The organism is Alcaligenes sp. GW821-FHT11D07 (genome assembly GCF_058808495.1).
In genome coordinates, this window is record NZ_JBXART010000001.1 from 1,008,598 (window position 1) to 1,026,221 (window position 17,624).

Below are 17,624 nucleotides of genomic sequence, written 5' to 3' on the forward strand. Positions count from 1 at the left end.
ACCCTCGTTCCCGTCCCGATTCGGGGCTGCGCGAGGGTTTTCTTTTTCTTCATGCTGCGAAAATTAGCGACTAAACTAATTCTGTTTTGCGAGTGTTTTCAGGTGTCACTTGAATAACCTGATCGCCTTCGGGCACGACACGTCAACCCCTGAAACGTGAACGCTCTGTATAGAGTTGGGGTACATCTCACACGAGTACGTCCGTTGAATTGCACGTTCAAACAGGAACCTCACGTGCTCTAAAGTACTATCTGATCGCAAGTTGGATAGCCACCATTTAAGCCCCTCTGTACCCGTCCGGCGTAAGCTGCACGGGTACTTTCATTTCACACCCCACCGGGAGATCTCTTCCGGTTGGACGTGATCTCCCTGTCTTTATGAAGGAGATCACGATGATCCGTATAGATGGAGCGCAACTGCGTGTAAAGCGGATTCGACAAAGTCGAAATGGTGCGTTCTGCGTTGCAGACCTCTCAACTGCTGTTGGTGAGTTCAAGGTCAAAGACCCACTCCTGGATCAGTTTGAGGAAGGTGAATACCAGGCAACTGTGTGGATTAGTGAAATCTATCTGTCGCAATACATCGCGTTTGGCAAAGGTGTGACAGAAATTCGTGCTCGTTTGCACGATTTACAAGTTGAGAGCCAGGCCGAATTATCGACTGCTCATGAGCAAGCTGAGCCTGACCCTATTGACGAGCAACGGCCTGTACGGGTTGCAGCATCTAAAAAGTCAGTACCCCCGCCATCTACCGCAAAAGACTTCAGCCACTTTAATAAGGGTGGGAAGCCCCAGTCAGGGTCTTCGGGTTCTGGACCACAAGAGTCAACGCAGGGAGGGCACGATGGGTTGCTTGACGCAGAAATGCTCCGAGCCATTGCCAACCGAGATCCCATCAAACTTGATGCGACTGTAGAACGTGCGCTGCTACGACGGCAAGCAACTGAACTTGGCCAACGTCATGGCTACCGTTTCGATGCGAAACAACAAATCTGGTTTGCTCAGTAAGCCCTCATTTCTAAACCGCCCAAAGGTGGCGGTTTGACTTATGTTCTTGATGTAATCGAGACCATGAGCCAGACCGCACAGTGCATTGGTGCATCGTTGAATCTGGGAGGCGGCGTCCCCATGCGCCCGCAGCTTTTGCGCTAAGTCGGAGCTGGTGATAGCAAAATCAGCCACGTAACTTGCGCGCCGTTTCATTTGTCACCAGGACCTCCATGTCGGTGACGCACACCTTGGATCCACCAAGAGGAGTGAGGAGGTATGAATTTTAATTTGTTATGTAAGCCCGGAACCTAGATGGGTTCCCTTGCGAGCCAGGACAATCAGGCCCGGCCTGCAAGGGAAATCATCTAAGCAAACCAACGATGGTTTCAATCAGGTGCGTTCAACCCTGTAAACGCGCCAAGGCAGTAAGTGCTGCCTGGGTACATCGCTTTATTCATTCACGCAGATTTAACCTGCGCTTCTTACTAACCCCGTGGGGACACCGTGTCCCCTGGGGCTTGGTCGTCCCCATTTTTTGGAAGACGATCATGGCTCAACTGCATTTTTTCCCTATCACGACGGCTTAGCGCAAGAGTCTGCATTCCAATACACTGCTTTCACTTGCGTGGTGATGATGGCCAACGCGATTTAGTGGAGGTCGGCGGTGTGGATAGCTTAGGCAAACACACTGGCAGGTTGCCTAAACAAAACCTGTTTGGTCCTCTGGGGCAACTGTGGGTATTTGACAAGAATCTACAGGAGCCTGTCCGCGCTAATCGAATCGGTTGGGCTCTTCACTACTCAGCAGTGAGCGACCTAGCCAGCCTTAACGAGGCTCAGGAGAATGATCTCGATGATCGTGCCTGGCAACTGATTAAAAGCTTGTCGCCGGTGGCTCTTTTAGACCATTGGCGTGCAGAAGTGCTGGCGTGGTGCCGTGATAAGCAAGCTGTGCAGATAATGGGCAGCGATCTGTATCCCACGTTTGGCCCTGTCAAGGCAGTTCGGGTGAGCCTAAGTGAGCATTTTCTTGATTTCATCTCTGATGGGGTCAGGGTAGGGCGCCTACGTTTGCAGTTGTAGTTTTTCTAAGCTGATTGGCTGATTTCCGGATCCAGCCTTTTCTAAATTTTCTTCTAACCCATGCGGGGAGCAGCCCCGCTGGCTCCCCGTATTTCTTTTGTGGAGAGCCAGTATGGGCGCTATACATCCCCAGCTAGATACCCCAGAGCAAGATGCCGATGATCTGCATATGCCTCTGGCCAATTTTATTGATCAGTTTGGTGAGGGTTTGTTAGAGCAAGTCCGTCGCCAGAACCCGCCTATTTACGATCCGGACCTGGCCCCAATAATGTCCGATGCGGGCAGCATCACTAACAACTGACTGCATTTTCACGGGGCCCTGGGCGTGGGATATGGGGAGGTACTCATGTCGCGCAACCAGATTCAGATTGAACGCTAACTTCGCATAATGGAAAATGTTTAAACGGGCTCGTTTTCCTCCCTAGAAGACTGCTAGGAAATATCGCATAATGTATATTATGTAAAGTCAGTGATAGACGTGTACATCACTTGCTTCTAGGAACCTCTCCTTTCTCTCCTCAAGAGTTGTTTCCAATATCGGCTGCTGAGCAACTTATCAAAGCTGATTTCTACATCACCTATCCTGCCTTCGTCTATTTGCGCGCAATTGCCGGCTCCCTCCATCGGCACCCCCATCGTCCGTCTATTTTTACGAATGTTCGTTGCGACCTTCGGGCCGTCGGATGGTTCATACGCAGATATTTTTCGCCGCTACTCCGTTTGCCTGCAGCCCAGCTACCTACAAGATGGGTATAGTGGCAAACACAGTTAATTGGAGCAAAGCATCATGGGCCATGTACTACAGTTTGCCGAACGCGATCCTAGCTTGAGCGATGAACTGGCGAAGCCGCAGATAGATACGCTGCGCGAAGCCTTGTTATTGAAGCAATACGAGCGTTTGCACAAGGCGGATCAGACTCTGTTGATTGTGGTGGCCGGCTTGGATGGTGTTGGTAAAGGCACAGCCATCAACACGTTGAACACTTGGCTGGACCCTCGCCATGTGCACACGCTGGCGTTTGGTAAGTTGAACGAAGAAGAAGCCATGCGGCCTTTGATGTGGCGGTATTGGAATAGTTTGCCTGCTCGTGGTCAGACGGGTTTGGTCTTTGGCTCCTGGTATGCGCCTTTGATGAAGGAGTTGGGACGTAAAGAGCCTGATCCTGCCAAAGTTGCCCTCTATACGCATTTGATCAATCGCTTTGAGGCTCAACTGGCCTATCAAGGCGTGCAGGTGCTCAAGCTGTGGTTTCATCTTTCAGCTCAAGCGCAGCTGGATCGCTGCGCTACCTTGATGGCTGATCCCAATACTGCCTGGCGTGTCAGCAAGGCAGACTTGAAAGTTCATAAGCATTTCAACCGCTTACGTAATGCTGGCACTCAGACCATCAACTTAACCCACCGCAACTATGCGCCTTGGGTGGTGATCCCCAGCGCGGACAAAAACCTGCGTGATGTATCCCTGGCCAAGGTGGTCCTGCAGGCGATGGACAAACCTATTGTTCCTCGGCAGGTGAAAGAGCCTCATGCCTTCCCCTTTCGCTTGAACCAGCCCGCCGTTTCCCTGCTCTGCCCTCCTCCTGCGGAGCCAGTAAAGGATTACGACGCGGAGCTTTTGCATTGGCAAGGTCGTTTGTCTTTCGCGGTACGTAGCAAGGCCTTTCGCAAGCATTCCTTGGTGCTGGTGTTCGAGGGGCGCGATGCAGCCGGTAAAGGCGGCACCATTAACCGACTGACTGAAGCTTTAGACGTTCGGACTTACGACATTCATCCTATTTCAGCTCCGAACGAGGTGGAATTGGCACGCCCTTATTTATGGCGTTTCTGGCGAAAATTGCCACGGCTGGGAGAGTTATCTATTTTTGACCGCTCCTGGTACGGCCGAGTGTTGGTGGAGCGAGTGGAAAAACTGACTACTCGCGCTGCCTGGCAGCGTTCCTACGAGGAAATTAACGAGTTCGAGGCGCAATTGCTGGCCAATGGCACGGCGGTCATCAAGTTTTGGCTGGATATTGATAAGGATGAGCAGCTCAAGCGCTTCAAAGCCAGGGAGCAAACGCCCTTCAAGGCTTACAAGATTACCGAAGATGATTGGCGCAATCGGGATAAATGGTCAGCCTATCAACGTGCAGCAGAAGAGATGTTTGCGCAGACTGATACCCATATGGCGCCTTGGCATATTGTGCCCAGCAAAGACAAAAAAGCCGCCCGTATTCAGGTGCTGCGCACGGTGGTTGAAACGCTGGAGTCGCTGGATGAACACATGATCAGCCTGAACGAGCCCGCCTTGTCTGATCAGGTCAGTGAGCAGGTTTAGGACCAGTGTAGACAGTAGGTATTTGCCAGCGATCGTCAGTCAGTGACGAGGTATATCGGCTACCCACTCACGCGCTACCCCTACCGGGTGCCCTGTGAAGCGCCAAAAATGGCGAGCTAGGTCCCAGCCCTGAGCTTTACAGATCCTGCCCTGCGGCCAGACTGATTATCTTGTGCCAGCGCTTGGCTTCCGATTCGCTGCCAAGCTGGACATCCCAGCTTTGTGTTGGATTACGCAAGGCTAGTGTCAGCCCCCTGCTCTGCCTGCTTACGGAGTCAATATCCGCAAAGATAAAAGCCCGTGTGCCCTGCCCGGTTTGAATTTTCCCGCGTTTTTGCAGAGCATCCAGGGAGAGAGAGCCATCGGCGAAAGACAGCTCCAGCTTTCGTTGACCTGCTCGCTTTTTGCCATGAATCGCCAGATAACGGCGTCGCCAGACAATGAATGGTGCAATCAGAATGGCGGCTGCGATTAAAAGGCTCAGGATCGCAGCGATGACACCTGCACTAGCGCTGACCAGGCTAAAGAGTTGCATTCCACCATACACAAGCGCCGCAATAATCCCTATGAAAAGCAGGACGACGATAATGGGCATGGTGGAAAACTCCTTGTTTTAACGAGCCTGAACTTTGACGGTAGCTGCGGCCTGGCGGGCGTTTGCACGTGCTGTTTCCAGATCGGCGTCGGCGGCCAAAGCGACACCCATGCGGCGTTTTTCAAAGCTTTCTGGTTTGCCGAACAGGCGGATATCGGTTTGTGGGATACGCAGGGCGTCGGCCACATTCAGAAAATCCACCTCTTTTGCATCGACACCGCCGTAAATGACGGCGCTGGCACCGGGCATACGCAAGGCGGTATTCACAGGCAGGCCCAGAATGGCGCGTGCATGCAGCTCAAATTCGGACTGCCATTGGGTAGCCATGGTGACCATACCGGTGTCGTGTGGACGGGGGCTGACTTCGCTAAACCAGACCTGATCCCCCTTCACAAACAGTTCCACCCCAAACAGGCCTTGGCCGCCCAGGTTCTGGGTAACGGCTTGGGCGATGTCTCGTGCGCTTTGCAGAGCCTTGGGGCTCATGGGCTGGGGTTGCCAGCTCTCTACATAGTCCCCGTCCACTTGCGTGTGGCCGATAGGATCACAAAACTGAGTTTCGATTTGGCCGTCTGTGCCTACGGCTCGAACAGTCAATAAGGTGATTTCGTAGTCAAAGTCGATAAAACCTTCGACAATTACGCGGCATTGGCTAACACGGCCACCGGCCATGGCGTAGTCCCAAGCTTTAGCCACATCGTCCGGGCCGCTGATTTTGCTTTGGCCTTTGCCAGAGCTGCTCATCAAAGGCTTAACAACGCAGGGGTAGCCGATTTTGTCGTCGATGGCTGCTTGAAGTTCTTGCAGGGATTCGCAGAATTGGTAAGGGCTGGTGGGAACCCCCAATGTCTCAGCGGCCAGGCGGCGAATGCCTTCCCGGTCCATGGTCAAACGGGCCGCGCGGGCCGTAGGAATGACGCGCACCTTGCCTTGCGCTTCCAGCTCTTCCAGAACGCCAGTGGCAATGGCTTCAATTTCAGGGACGACCAGCGTGGGTTTTTCTTGTTCGATCAAAGCGCGCAATTGCTCAGCATCGCTCATGGTGATGGTGCGCGAGTGGTGAGCCACTTGCTGGCCGGGTGCGTTTTCGTAGCGGTCCACCGCAATGGTTTCGACCCCCAGGCGTTGCAACGCAATCAATACTTCTTTGCCCAGCTCTCCCGAGCCCAAGAGCATGATTTTGTCCGACGACGACGATAGAGGGGTGCCCAACAGGCTCATGGCGCGTGCTCCGCTGAAAGTGTGAAATTCAAAAGCGGTATTGTAATGCAGGCGGAGCCTGGTTTTTTTAAGCAGGATCGCTTTGTCCGTCCTGTCGGGTAAAGACCCGGACAGGACGGATGGGCTCAGGCTCTCAGCCCAGTGCCGCGCCCTACTCCACCATCAATTGCGCCATCATGCCCAAGTCTTCGTGCTCCAGGATATGGCAGTGGAACATGCGCAGCCCAGGCAGTTCCTGTCGGAATGCCAGTCTGACGGTTTCATTGGGACGCAGGTTCACCGTATCGCGCCAGGCACGGAAAGGTTCTGCGGCAGAATGCATGCCGGTTTGACGTGCCAACACCTGAAACTGGGTGCCGTGCAGATGGAAAGGATGATCCATGTGCGAGTCATTGACCACGTCCCAGTATTGCCATTGCCCGACTGGACAACGCAGGTCAATTCTGTCCATGTCGTAGACTTTATTGTTGATACGGAACATGGACCGCATGGCGCTCATGCCGGGCATCATTTCCGCGCTGTCCATGCCTGCCATCCCCTGATGATCCATGCTTGCTTGAGCCGTCGAGCTGGAGCCAGACTGCATAGGCATATCGTGATTCATGGGCATGACTTCGCTAAATACTACTTTAGCGGTGCTCGATGCCGCCGGGATGGCGGCTATGGCCCGGAGCTGTTGGGGCAGTTCCCGGTCTTGACGCTGAATTTGTACGGTGGCCAGGGTCAAGGTTTCCGGACGCTCCTGAACCATCATTTTCTGCCTATCGTAGTACAGGGCTTGCAGCGTGCTTTGCAGATCCTTATCGGCCTGAATAAAGAACTCGACTCGTTCGGCGGGGGCCAGTAAGAGAGACTTAACGGCTGGCCGGGGCTGCTCCAGCAACCCGCCGTCTGTTCCTACCTGAATCAAGCTTGCGCCAGGGATATGCAGGTTCAGATAACGGGCAGAGCAAGAGTTCCAGACGCGGATGCGGTTGCCGGTGCCAGCTTGAATATGCGGCTGCCGCTGACCGTTGAGCAAGACAAACTGCCCTTCCCGGCCATTCATCCAGTCCGGGCCGGTATTGGCAGGAATATGGCCGTCCATATTCAAGCGCAAATCGCTGATGACCCAGTGCTGTTCCTGGAGGGATCGCAGCGGGTCATCAGTTGAACGAACAATAATTGTGCCGCCTAGTCCATGGGCTACCTGCTGACCGCTTTTTCCATGGGGATGCGGATGGTACCAATAGGTGCCTGCACAGCCTTCGGGCAAGGTGAAGCGGTAGAAGCGACTTTCACCCGGTAAAACCGCATCTTGCGGGTTGCCATCCTGATCGGAAGGGACGGGCAAACCGTGCCAATGGATGGTTGTGGCTTGATCAAGCTTGTTTTCAAATTCGATCTCTACCTGATCTCCTTCAAACAACTCAATAAGCGGCCCGGGGATTTGCCCGTTATAGAGCCAAAGTTCGGTCTTTTTGCCACCGGCTAGCACCCGTTGCTCAGCCGAGGCCGTAATTTTGGCGGTGAACTGGCCTTTTTTCTGACTACTGTTTTTTAAAACAGGTAGGGCTTGCAAGGCTTGGCCCGCAGGCATTTTTTCGATGGGCATCAAGCCTTGGCCAGCCATCATGCCATGTCCTGCCATACCGCCTGCCATAGAGCCATGATGGCCCATCATGCCTTGCGCTACGCTGCGCAAAGGAAGGCTGCTCAACAGACTGGCACCCACCGTTAGTTTGAAAAAATCGCGTCGTTTCATGGTTTATCCATATCAATCATCAATATAAGTGCGCTGCCCAAGCCAAGCCCGTGAAGGTTTGGCCTTGCTAGAAAAAAGCAGCGAGTAAAGCGAGATGATTTAAGACGCGCGCGGAGGCGGTTGGGCGGGACCAATCAGCCTGGAGCTATAGTCCTGGCGCAAGGGAACGGGTGGATAAAGCAGTTGTGAAACGCCTTGCTTGAGCGGGGCAGATTCAGTGGCGATACAGGCACAACACGCACTTTTAAGTGGTGTGCTGCAATGGTTGGGAGCGCGGTGATGATGTTGCTCAAGAGAGGCTGGCAAAGCTTGGGTTTGGCCTTGCGTGCTATTTTGCCCAGCCATATGAGCGGTAGCAGTAGAACTCAAGCCCAGACTGACAAACAACATAATCAGGCTGGCTATGATCAGCCAGCCTAAGGTAGACAGTTTGTGGGTAGAGATCGCTATGTACTGCATTGTTTGAGCTTAGCACGCGGCGTGTACCCTGCGTTTATACGAAAACAGACCGTTACACGCTAGCTGTAGCCGTATATGTCCTTATTGCTCGGGATCGTTTTTGATCAAGCGCCGTTTGAGTCGTACCGGTCGGGCTTGCTGTGCCTGCGCCTGTTCCAGTTGCTGGTTCAGTAACTGCGCTTTCTGCTTGTTGTCTTCGTTTTCGCGCTCCAGCAAGGCGCTGCGGGTACGCAGCAACTGCACTTGGCCCTGCATTTCTTTGGCCAAGCTGTGGCTGATATCCAAAGCCGCCTGCATGGCACGGCGCTCGCCCTGCTCCTGACCTAACTCTTGACGCAGCTTTTGAAGCTGCTCTTGCTGCTTGCTCAACTCCTGTTCGTGGGCTTGGCGCTGAGCACGATTGGCTTGCTCGGCCTCTTCAATTTGTTGACGCAAACGCGTTTGAATCGAGCGCTCTTTGTCGATTTCCAACAAAGCCCGCCGTTCATTGGCTTGGGCGCGTTCTTCTGTCAGTTCAATCGCTTTTTGCAAGCGCTCCAGATCCTGGGTGAATTGTTCGCTTTGACGGCGCAGCTCTTGCTGAGTGAGCTGCTTTTCAGTCTCCAGCTCGTTTTGACGATGCTTGGCGTGCTGTAAGTCCTGTTTCAGCGCAGCTTGTTCCTGTCCTGCTGCTTGCAACTGCTTATTGATCTTTTCGATCTCGCCCTGGGCCTTGCTCAAGGCGCCCTGCTCTGCTTCCAGAGCTTCTTGTGCCTCCCGGGTTTGCGCCTGTGCCTGCGCCACTCGTTCATCCGCCTGGGTCTGGTAGTGCTGCATTTGTTGCTTGGAATGGCCCATGGCTTCCTGCCAGACGCGGCCCAGCAGATCACCCGTCAGGGTTTGCAGCTCTTCCGGCATATCGGCCACATCCAGCCGAACCCGGCTTTTGTCGCGCAAATCTTCCCAAAACGTCTGTAGGGCCTGAGCAGGTGCACTCATGCTGCCTTTGCGCACTAATTGGTACAGCTTATTGGCAGTGGGTGTGACGCCATAGCGGAAAAACAGGAGCGCAGCGACTTCCCGGTACAAGGTCTGCGTATGGCTGAAACGATCTCGTAATTCAGCGACATCGGCCAGAATTTGGCCCTCGTTTGGCTGGTTTTGCTCCATTTTCCTACCTTAGACAAGATTTTTATTGATAATACAACGTAATACGTTAAATTATCAACATATCTAATCCTATAATTTGACATTATCTCTATAATGTCAAATATTGATCCTTAAATAGGGCTAAAAGCGCCAGGTCAGGCGCTGCAGTCCTTCTTTGCCTCCACCCCCCCTTTCTTGCTGATCTATGGAAATTGCCCACTCTTTACCCACAACCGAGCTGGAATCGGACGATATCGCTCAATTGCTGGCTCGTTTCGATGGGCGGCAGGGAGCAAATCGCTCCGTAGGTGGGCGCGCTCAAATCGAGGCACAGACCGATGTGGAGGCGTTGCGAGCCTGGTTAGCTCGCTATATAGATAGTCCGCGCACGTATGCGAACTACCGCAAAGAGGCAGAACGCTTGTTGCTATGGGCGGTGCTGGAACGCCGTAAAGACCTGTCGTCGCTAAGCCTGGAAGATATCCTGGCCTACCGCCTGTTCTTGGCTGATCCCCAGCCTGCTCAGCGCTGGGTGGTTCAAGGGCGTGCCCGCCCTGCCCGACATCATCCAAGCTGGCGGCCGTTTGCCGGGCCTTTGTCCGAAAGCAGCCGCAACCAGGCTTTATTGATATTGAATTCTTTGTTCATCTGGTTGGTACAAGCGGGATATTTAGCGGGGAACCCTTTAGCCTTGTCCCATCAAGGGCGTCGTAGCAAGAAGTCGACCGCTCCTCAACAACGCTATTTAAGTCGGCAGCAATGGCGGTGGGTGCAAGACTATATCCAGTCTCTGACCGAAGAGAGTCAGACCGATTTACGCTACAAAGCCCGTGTGCGCTGGTTGTTTTCTATCTTGTACGGCGGCGCATTACGTATTTCGGAGCTGGTCCAAGCCCGTATGGCCGATGTTCAAGAACGAGCTGATGCCGGTGCGAGAGCGCAGTGGTGGCTGAATATTCATGGCAAAGGTGACAAGTGGCGGCGTGTGCCCTTAACGCAGGAGCTATTTAGTGAGCTGCTGCGCTATAGAGAAGTGCATGGGCTGAATGGCCCACCCCAGTCGCTGGAGCCGTTCCCTCTTTTGATGTCCGCGGGTGCTTCCGACAAGCATTTAAGCCGAGCGATGGCTCACATCTTGGTCAAACAGGTTTTTCAAGGTAGCGCGGATCGCTTGCGGACTTTGCACCCGGACCAGGAGTCTCAAGCCCGTGTTCTGGAGCAGGCTTCTGCTCACTGGTTGCGCCACTCGGCAGGCTCTCATCTGGCCGACCAAGGAGTGGATCTGCGTATCATCCGCGATACTTTGGGGCACGAGTCCATTGCTACTACCAATATCTATTTGCATACCGACGATGATCAACGTCATCAGGCCTTGGAGGAGTCCCACAACTTGGGCTGGTCCTAGTTGCCGCTTTTGTCTCTGATACGGACAGCGGCAAGGTGTTTCAGATGTCTGTTGCGGCTATATCGGGATATGATTTCTGACGCGCTGAACGCATTAACAAAACGCGTCCCAAAGACGCATCTATTGCCTGCCCTCTTTACCGCCGATTGCTGGAGCCCCATCCCTTATGGACACGTTTAATGTTATGCGCACCTTCAGGCGCATTGTCGAACTTGGCGGACTGGCTAAGGCAGCGGAAGACCTGGGCATTTCTGCGGCTGGTCTGAGCAAGCAATTGCGGACGTTGGAAGCGCATCTGGGCACCGTGCTGATACAGCGAACCACACGCAGCATGAGTCTGACAGATACCGGACGCAGTTACTACGCAGAGTGCTGCCGTCTGCTGGATGAATTGGAGGCCCTGGAGCGTTCCGTCAAACAGCAGTCGCAAGAAGTAAGCGGTACGCTGCGCGTCAATGCGCCTTTGTCATTCGCGCTGAGCGTCATTTCACCACTGATCACAGAGTTCCTGCGCACATACCCGGACTTGAAGCTGGAGCTGGTGATGGAAGACAGGCTGGTTGATGCGGTAGCGCATGGTTTTGACGTGTCGGTGCGTCTGCGCACCAGTCTGGAGGACTCCACGCTTATCGCCCGCCGTCTGGCCACGCTGGAACAAAAGCTGTGCGCAGCGCCGTCTTACTTGAAGCAGTACGGTGAGCCAGCCACGCTTGGCGAGCTACGAAACCACAAAATGATCAGCTACAGCCTGGCTAATACGCAAGGCATTGTGTTTGACAATGACGCTGACGGTCATGCCATCAGCGCAACGCCGCAGCTTTATTACGGCGAGCATAGTCAGGTGAACAATAGCCTGATGCTGCGTGATTTATTGATTGCGGGCTTAGGTATTGGGGCATTGCCGTCTTTTCTGGCGGACCCCGCCATTGCCAGCGGGCAGTTGCAACGCATCTTGCCGGACGTGGTCAATGAACCGCGTCATATCTATGCCGTGTATCCCACCAATCGGCATCTGCAGCCCAAGGTTAAAGCATTCGTCGATCATTTGGCGGACCGCTTACCCGCGCTTATGCCGCTAGACCCGTAAACGTGCCTTTCTGAACCCACAGTTAAAACTGTCTGCACCGCCACATACTTATTCTTAAGTAGCCTGGTCGGTATCGTGATGTCTGACATTCAAGGACAGCACAATGACACTTTCTACTCAAGCTACTGAAGCGGTTCAGCCTCCCTCCTCCCCTTTGCTTATCGACTTTTTTCATGATGCCGTCTGCGGGTGGTGTTATGTGATGTCCCCTCGACTGCGCAAGGTCGCTGCTGAACTAGGCATCCAGGTTCGCCACCACACCTTTGTCCTGCAAGATAGCCGTGAACAAATGGTGCAGGTGTTTGGCTCCATGGAAGCGGCCAAAACCGAAATCCTCAAGCATTGGCAGTCTTGTGCCCTGCACGACGATTCCCACTCCATCAATATCGAAGGTATGCGTCAGCAACACTTCGAGTACCCCAATGGACTGTTGTCCGCGCTTGCCTGCCAAGCCGCACAAGCTCTGGCCGGGGATCAGGGGCATTGGGACTATTTCGATGCAGTTCAGCGTGCCCACTTGGCGCAGAACCGCAATATAGGCGATGCAGAAGTCTTGCTGGCTATTGCCATTGAGCAAGGCTTCGAACACTCCGCCTTTCTGGCTGCGATGAATAGCGAAGCAGCCCGCCAAGGGGTCCAAGCGGATCGTATGGCTGCTGCAAGCTCGGGTATCCGCTCCATTCCTACTTTGATCGTTTCATCGTCTGCTGACGGGCGTGTGCAGGAGCGCTTGCAGACCATGTCCGTCGAACAGCTCAAAAGTCGTTTGCTGGCGTTGATGTAAACGGTTTTTCTCCCCCTTTTTTATCTTCACTATGTTTTTCACAAGGACAAATCATGTCTATTCGCCTCACGAACCGTCTCCTTGGCTCGCTTTTGCTCGGCACCGCCAGCTTGTGCGCTGTGTCTGCCCCTTCCGTCGCTCATACGAGCCATAAACCTGCCGCTGCGTTAAGCGGGCAGGAGGTGGGCATCAGCCCCTGGGGGCCGGATGATGAAATTGGCCGCCTTAATTTGATTACTCCTGCCTCGCGGGCTGCTATTCTTTCTCGCCTTGATGGCACAAAAGTTTACGACCTGGCAACGGACTACTACCTGGGCATGCCTAGCTGGCAAGATGCGGGCGACCCGCACTATCAGTTCTGGATGACCCACACGCCACGCGGCACTGAAATCGATGACCCCATGGGCGTGGGTAAAGATATGAATGCCGTTCGCAGCTACACGGGCACGGCTTTCTCCATGTACAGCCATACCGGCACTCATATTGATGCTCTTAACCACTTCGGCATTCATGGGAAGATCTGGAACGGCTTCAAGGCAGATGAACACCTGGGTGATCGTGGCTGGAATCGTACTGGCATCGAGAAATTCCCGCCCTTGATTGCGCGTGGCGTAATGATCGACGTGGCGGCGGCGAAAGGGGTAGAGATGCTGCCCGACCAGTACCGCATCACACGCAATGACTTGAAGCAGGCCCTGGCTCGTCAGAAAACGACGCTGCAAGAAGGCGATATTGTGTTGATCCGTACAGGACGCATGAAATTGTTTAATGACCCTAAGGCCTATATGGCCGCCCCTCCCGGAATGGGCTTGGATGCGGCGCGTTACCTGGTAGAAGAAGGCGGGGCCATGATTGTTGGCGCAGATAACCTAAGCTTTGAAACCTTCCCATCTGAAGTGCAGGACGATTACGTGCCTTTGCACACGTATCTGCTGGCACAACAAGGTGCGCCCATCATCGAGCTGATTGCCCTGGATGAGCTGTCCAAAGACCAGGTGTATGAATTCGCCTTTATTGGTGGCCCCCTGAAAATCCGTGGCGGGGATGCCGCACCCTTGCGTCCGGTGGCCATTCCTATCCGCTAAGTGATGTGCTCTTTTAAACCCGCCCCACCTCTTGGCTTGAACGGCTCTATTCACGTAGAACCACGCAGTGAATTCAGGTGGCTAATAAGTGCTATAGCGTTTGTCTGCTGTTAGAGGCGGGCCAATATGCTACTGTTGGGTGGGTTTGAATGCGCCGGGCGCCTGCAAAAAAGGCGTCCGGCTTTTTCTTTATGGAGTGCTTAATGACTTACACCGTTTATCTGTCCGGCGAAATCCACACTGATTGGCGCGAGCAAATTGCCCAAGGTGCAAAAGCGGCAGGACTGGATATCCGTTTTACCAGCCCGGTGACTGACCACGAGGCCAGTGATGCCGCGGGCGATCATCTGGGTCCGGCAAGCGAAGGTTTTTGGCGCGATCACAAATCCTCCAAAATCAATGCCATCCGAACCCGCAACTTGATCGAACAAGCGGATTTGGTGGTGGTGCGTTTTGGGGACAAGTACAAGCAGTGGAATGCCGCCTTTGACGCCGGATTCTGTGCGGCCTTGGGCAAACCTTATGTCACCTTGCATGCCGAAGATATTATCCACCCCTTGAAAGAGGTGGATGCGAGTGCCCAGGCATGGGCGACAACGCCCGAGCAGATCGTGGAGATTTTGCGTTATACGCTGAAAGCCTGAGCCTGAGCCTGAGTCGATAGTCTTCTGGCAGATCTGGACACAAAACAGCCCCCAAGAATACTTTGATTCTTGGGGGCTGTTGCTATACAGACCAGTAGGTTTAGCTCAGCTTGGCACGACGTAAACGCAAGGCGTTGCTGATTACAAAGACACTGGACAGCGCCATCGCACCGGCTGCAAACATGGGCGAGAGCAAGGTGCCGTTAAAGGGATACAGCACTCCTGCCGCAACGGGAATCAAGGCCACGTTATAGGCAAAAGCCCAGAACAGGTTTTGATGGATGTTGCGCATGGTGGCATGCGAGAGTGCAATCGCCGTCACAACGCCGCGCATATCGCCCGACATCAGAACAACGTCTGCCGCTTCAATGGCGATGTCAGTTCCCGTTCCAATGGCAATACCCACATCAGCAATAGCCAGTGCTGGTGCATCGTTAATCCCGTCACCGACATAGGCCAAGTGTTGATAGGTTTCACGCAAGGCTTGGACGGCTTGTACCTTGCCTTCGGGCATCACTTCAGCCACCACTTCATCAATATTCAGGCGACGCGCAATGGCGTTGGCCGTATGGCGGTTGTCCCCTGTAATCATGACAACTTTGATGCCACGGGCGTGCAACTGCTCGATAGCTTGTGGAGTGGTCTCTTTAATCGGATCAGCCACCGCCAGCAAGGCAACGATTTGCTTGTTGCGAGCCGCGTACATAGGCGTTTTGCCTTCTTCACCCAGAGTCTGCGCCTGCTGGCTGAACGCGCTCAGGTCTGCACCCAATTGCGTCATCAAACGGTCAGCGCCCACATGCCATTGATCATTGCCTATCTGTGCAGTCACACCCAGACCAGTCAAGGACTCAAACTGCTCCGCCTTAGGCAAGGTGATGTTCTTTTCTTGCGCAGCGGTGACAATGGCTTGAGCAATCGGGTGCTCAGAGTAGTTTTCCATAGAGGCAATGGCAGCCAGCACCTGATCCTGATCTTCGCCGGGAACGCAGATAAAGTCGGTCAGCTCGGGAGCGCCTTTGGTCAAGGTGCCTGTTTTATCGACGGCAACCACTTTCACATTGCGCAGCGCCTGTAAGGAATCCCCTTTACGGAACAGCACACCCGCTTGAGCGGCTCGTCCGGTACCCACCATGATCGAAGTTGGTGTTGCCAGACCCATGGCACATGGACACGCAATAATCAGCACGGCCACAGCGTTCACCAGCGCAAAGCTCAGTGCGGGCGATGGGCCAAAAATCAGCCAGACAATGGCGGTCAGCACGGCCAGCGTCATGACGGCAGGCACAAACCACAGGGTGATTTTGTCTACTACGGCCTGGATGGGCAGCTTGGAGCCTTGAGCCTGCTCCACCATGGAGACAATATTGGCTAAAACGGTATCTTGACCGACGGCCGTGGCTTCAAACTCCAGCGAACCTTTTTGGTTCACTGTGCCACCAATGACTTTATCGCCTTGGGATTTGGAGACGGCAATAGATTCGCCTGTCACCATGGACTCGTCTACATAGCTTTGGCCAGACACCACATCGCCGTCTACCGGGATGCGCTCACCAGGGCGCACCAGAACCACGTCGCCCGTGTGCAGATCGGCCAGGGGCAGTTCCATTTCCTTGCCGTCGCGGCGAACGCGGGCGGTTGGTGGCTGCAGGCTAAGCAAGCGTTGAATTGCTTCCGAGGTACGGCCTTTGGCGCGCGCTTCCATCACGCGACCCAATAGAATCAAGGCCACAATAACGGCAGCCGCCTCGTAATAGACATAGACAGACTCGGCGGGCAACAAATGCGGCGCGAAGGTAGCCACCAAAGAGAAGGTGTAGGCCGCCAAGGTGCCGACCGCAACCAGCGAGTTCATGTCCGGTCCACCACGCAGGAGAACGGGGATACCTTTGGTGTAGAACTCGCGGCCAGGGAACAAGAGAATCAGTGTGGTCAGCGCAAACTGGATCAGCCAGCTGGTTTGTGTGCCGATGGTGTTGGCAACCCAATGATGCAAGGAGGGCACCATATGGCCGCCCATCTCGATAATAAAGACGGGCAAGGCCAAAAGAGCAGCCATCCAGAATCGCTTGCGCAAGGTCTCGTAAGTTTGCTCGGCACGTTCGAACTGGTCATTATTGGCCGTGGCTTCGGCCAGGCTGGCCGGATACCCTGCCTTGCTAACAGCCTGAATCAGATCAGGGGTACTGACGCCTTGCACCGCCTGCACATGGGCTTTGGCCGTCGCCAGATTGACCGATGCTTTTTGTACGCCCGGCACCTTCAGCAAGGCCTTTTCAACCCGGCCTACGCAGGACGCGCAGGTCATGTCTTGCACATCTAAAACTATTTCCTGCAGGGAAACTTGGTAACCACCCTTTTCCACTGCCTGCATAATGGCTTCAATGGGAGCGGCGCCCTCAAAGTCTACAGTGGCTTTATTGGTCGCCAGGTTGACCTGGGCAGATTGCACCCCGGGAACCTTGGCAATTATTTTCTCAACTCGGCTGACGCAGGAGGCGCAAGTCATGCCCTCTACGCCTAAGGTGAGGCGTGAACCGCTATTTGAAGTGCTGTTTGTCATCGGAATCACCCTTCAATGGATTGTGAATGAAGCCACTTTAGGGCTTGACCCGATGGTAAGGTCAACAGCTGATATAAAAAAACGCCTCCTAAGAGGCGTTTCGAGAGAACAGGCCGGGCCTGAGCTTAGTAAGCAACAAAGTTACCGTTGCTGTTGTTCCACTCTTTGGCTTCAGCGGCAACCTGATCGCGGCTCAACTGAGTGCGGGTGTCGATACGGGGGTAGTCACCCATGGAACCGGTGCTGATGTAGCCTTGTTCCTGAGCAGCGGCCAGTTCTTGAACAACTTGCTGGCGGCTCAAAGGAGCGTTGGTCGATTCAACAGCGGGGTAATTCAGGTTTTCACCGGTAGCGACGTTGTTGCTGGCTGCCATTGCAGTACCGCTCAGAGCGGTTGCACCAAGAATCAGGCTGGCGATAGTTGCGCGTGCGACGTTTTTCATTATTTACTCCAAATCTAAGGTGTGTTTTTTCGGTGGTTCGCTTTATCTGTTAAGCGAATCGTTAGATGGAGTATGAG

At 54.0% G+C, this 17,624-nt stretch carries 15 protein-coding genes; 9 read left to right on the plus strand and 6 right to left on the minus strand.

Translation table 11 applies throughout. The features are described from left to right. Positions 1 to 392 precede the first annotated feature (392 nt). The 4 genes from AC1RSM_RS04620 to pap all read left to right on the plus strand — a co-directional run bounded on the left by AC1RSM_RS04620 (position 393) and on the right by pap (position 4,389). Positions 393 to 1,007, plus strand: coding sequence for a DUF3275 family protein (locus tag AC1RSM_RS04620; protein WP_492929918.1), 615 nt, complete (start codon positions 393 to 395; stop codon positions 1,005 to 1,007). A 603-nt stretch (positions 1,008 to 1,610) separates the two neighbouring features. Further along, positions 1,611 to 2,072 (plus strand): hypothetical protein, encoded by a 462-nt coding sequence (locus AC1RSM_RS04625; protein WP_492929920.1) that lies wholly within the window; start codon positions 1,611 to 1,613, stop codon positions 2,070 to 2,072. A 112-nt stretch (positions 2,073 to 2,184) separates the two neighbouring features. Next, on the plus strand, positions 2,185 to 2,373 hold the full coding sequence (locus tag AC1RSM_RS04630; RefSeq protein ID WP_492929922.1) for a hypothetical protein: 189 nt from the start codon (positions 2,185 to 2,187) through the stop codon (positions 2,371 to 2,373). 486 nt (positions 2,374 to 2,859) lie between these two features. Further along, positions 2,860 to 4,389, plus strand: coding sequence for a polyphosphate:AMP phosphotransferase (pap, locus tag AC1RSM_RS04635; protein ID WP_492929924.1), 1,530 nt, complete (start codon positions 2,860 to 2,862; stop codon positions 4,387 to 4,389). 136 nt (positions 4,390 to 4,525) lie between these two features. Here the strand turns inward: pap and AC1RSM_RS04640 are convergent, their stop codons facing one another. The 4 genes from AC1RSM_RS04640 to AC1RSM_RS04655 form a co-directional block, all read right to left on the minus strand. Then, positions 4,526 to 4,984 (minus strand): hypothetical protein, encoded by a 459-nt coding sequence (locus AC1RSM_RS04640; RefSeq protein WP_492929926.1) that lies wholly within the window; start codon positions 4,982 to 4,984, stop codon positions 4,526 to 4,528. Between the two features lie 18 nt (positions 4,985 to 5,002). Continuing rightward, on the minus strand, positions 5,003 to 6,205 hold the full coding sequence (purT, locus tag AC1RSM_RS04645; RefSeq protein ID WP_492929928.1) for a formate-dependent phosphoribosylglycinamide formyltransferase: 1,203 nt from the start codon (positions 6,203 to 6,205) through the stop codon (positions 5,003 to 5,005). Between the two features lie 151 nt (positions 6,206 to 6,356). Next, a complete protein-coding gene (locus AC1RSM_RS04650) occupies positions 6,357 to 7,949 on the minus strand; it encodes a multicopper oxidase family protein (RefSeq protein ID WP_492929930.1) in 1,593 nt (530 codons plus the stop codon). A 540-nt stretch (positions 7,950 to 8,489) separates the two neighbouring features. Beyond that, the gene (locus AC1RSM_RS04655; RefSeq protein ID WP_492929932.1) at positions 8,490 to 9,557 is read right to left on the minus strand and encodes a DNA-binding protein; all 1,068 of its coding nucleotides are present in this window, start codon (positions 9,555 to 9,557) and stop codon (positions 8,490 to 8,492) included. Positions 9,558 to 9,741: 184 nt separating this feature from the next. Between AC1RSM_RS04655 and AC1RSM_RS04660 the strand changes: the two genes are divergently transcribed. The 5 genes from AC1RSM_RS04660 to AC1RSM_RS04680 all read left to right on the plus strand — a co-directional run bounded on the left by AC1RSM_RS04660 (position 9,742) and on the right by AC1RSM_RS04680 (position 14,541). Then, entirely contained in the window at positions 9,742 to 10,941 is a 1,200-nt protein-coding gene (locus AC1RSM_RS04660) for a tyrosine-type recombinase/integrase (RefSeq protein ID WP_492929934.1), read from the plus strand. Positions 10,942 to 11,107: 166 nt separating this feature from the next. Next, positions 11,108 to 12,028 carry a LysR family transcriptional regulator gene (locus AC1RSM_RS04665; protein ID WP_492929936.1) on the plus strand — a complete coding sequence of 307 codons (921 nt, stop codon included), beginning with the start codon at positions 11,108 to 11,110 and terminating at the stop codon, positions 12,026 to 12,028. 103 nt (positions 12,029 to 12,131) lie between these two features. Then, positions 12,132 to 12,812 (plus strand): DsbA family oxidoreductase, encoded by a 681-nt coding sequence (locus AC1RSM_RS04670; protein ID WP_492929938.1) that lies wholly within the window; start codon positions 12,132 to 12,134, stop codon positions 12,810 to 12,812. A gap of 53 nt (positions 12,813 to 12,865) precedes the next feature. Beyond that, on the plus strand, positions 12,866 to 13,897 hold the full coding sequence (locus AC1RSM_RS04675; protein ID WP_492929940.1) for a cyclase family protein: 1,032 nt from the start codon (positions 12,866 to 12,868) through the stop codon (positions 13,895 to 13,897). 203 nt (positions 13,898 to 14,100) lie between these two features. Next, positions 14,101 to 14,541 carry a YtoQ family protein gene (locus tag AC1RSM_RS04680; protein WP_492929942.1) on the plus strand — a complete coding sequence of 147 codons (441 nt, stop codon included), beginning with the start codon at positions 14,101 to 14,103 and terminating at the stop codon, positions 14,539 to 14,541. Between the two features lie 100 nt (positions 14,542 to 14,641). Here the strand turns inward: AC1RSM_RS04680 and AC1RSM_RS04685 are convergent, their stop codons facing one another. Beyond that, a complete protein-coding gene (locus AC1RSM_RS04685) occupies positions 14,642 to 17,104 on the minus strand; it encodes a heavy metal translocating P-type ATPase (protein ID WP_492929944.1) in 2,463 nt (820 codons plus the stop codon). A gap of 125 nt (positions 17,105 to 17,229) precedes the next feature. After that, entirely contained in the window at positions 17,230 to 17,547 is a 318-nt protein-coding gene (locus AC1RSM_RS04690; RefSeq protein ID WP_492929946.1) for a DUF4148 domain-containing protein, read from the minus strand. Between the last annotated feature and the right edge of the window lie 77 nt (positions 17,548 to 17,624).

Coding starts and splice junctions, on each gene's coding strand:
- AC1RSM_RS04620 (WP_492929918.1), top strand. CDS start 393: ATGATCCGTATAGATGGAGCGCAACTGCGTGTAAAGCGGATTCGACAA.
- AC1RSM_RS04630 (WP_492929922.1), top strand. CDS start 2,185: ATGGGCGCTATACATCCCCAGCTAGATACCCCAGAGCAAGATGCCGAT.
- pap (WP_492929924.1), top strand. CDS start 2,860: ATGGGCCATGTACTACAGTTTGCCGAACGCGATCCTAGCTTGAGCGAT.
- AC1RSM_RS04640 (WP_492929926.1), bottom strand. CDS start 4,984: ATGCCCATTATCGTCGTCCTGCTTTTCATAGGGATTATTGCGGCGCTT.
- purT (WP_492929928.1), bottom strand. CDS start 6,205: ATGAGCCTGTTGGGCACCCCTCTATCGTCGTCGTCGGACAAAATCATG.
- AC1RSM_RS04650 (WP_492929930.1), bottom strand. CDS start 7,949: ATGAAACGACGCGATTTTTTCAAACTAACGGTGGGTGCCAGTCTGTTG.
- AC1RSM_RS04655 (WP_492929932.1), bottom strand. CDS start 9,557: ATGGAGCAAAACCAGCCAAACGAGGGCCAAATTCTGGCCGATGTCGCT.
- AC1RSM_RS04660 (WP_492929934.1), top strand. CDS start 9,742: ATGGAAATTGCCCACTCTTTACCCACAACCGAGCTGGAATCGGACGAT.
- AC1RSM_RS04665 (WP_492929936.1), top strand. CDS start 11,108: ATGGACACGTTTAATGTTATGCGCACCTTCAGGCGCATTGTCGAACTT.
- AC1RSM_RS04670 (WP_492929938.1), top strand. CDS start 12,132: ATGACACTTTCTACTCAAGCTACTGAAGCGGTTCAGCCTCCCTCCTCC.
- AC1RSM_RS04675 (WP_492929940.1), top strand. CDS start 12,866: ATGTCTATTCGCCTCACGAACCGTCTCCTTGGCTCGCTTTTGCTCGGC.
- AC1RSM_RS04680 (WP_492929942.1), top strand. CDS start 14,101: ATGACTTACACCGTTTATCTGTCCGGCGAAATCCACACTGATTGGCGC.
- AC1RSM_RS04685 (WP_492929944.1), bottom strand. CDS start 17,104: ATGACAAACAGCACTTCAAATAGCGGTTCACGCCTCACCTTAGGCGTA.
- AC1RSM_RS04690 (WP_492929946.1), bottom strand. CDS start 17,547: ATGAAAAACGTCGCACGCGCAACTATCGCCAGCCTGATTCTTGGTGCA.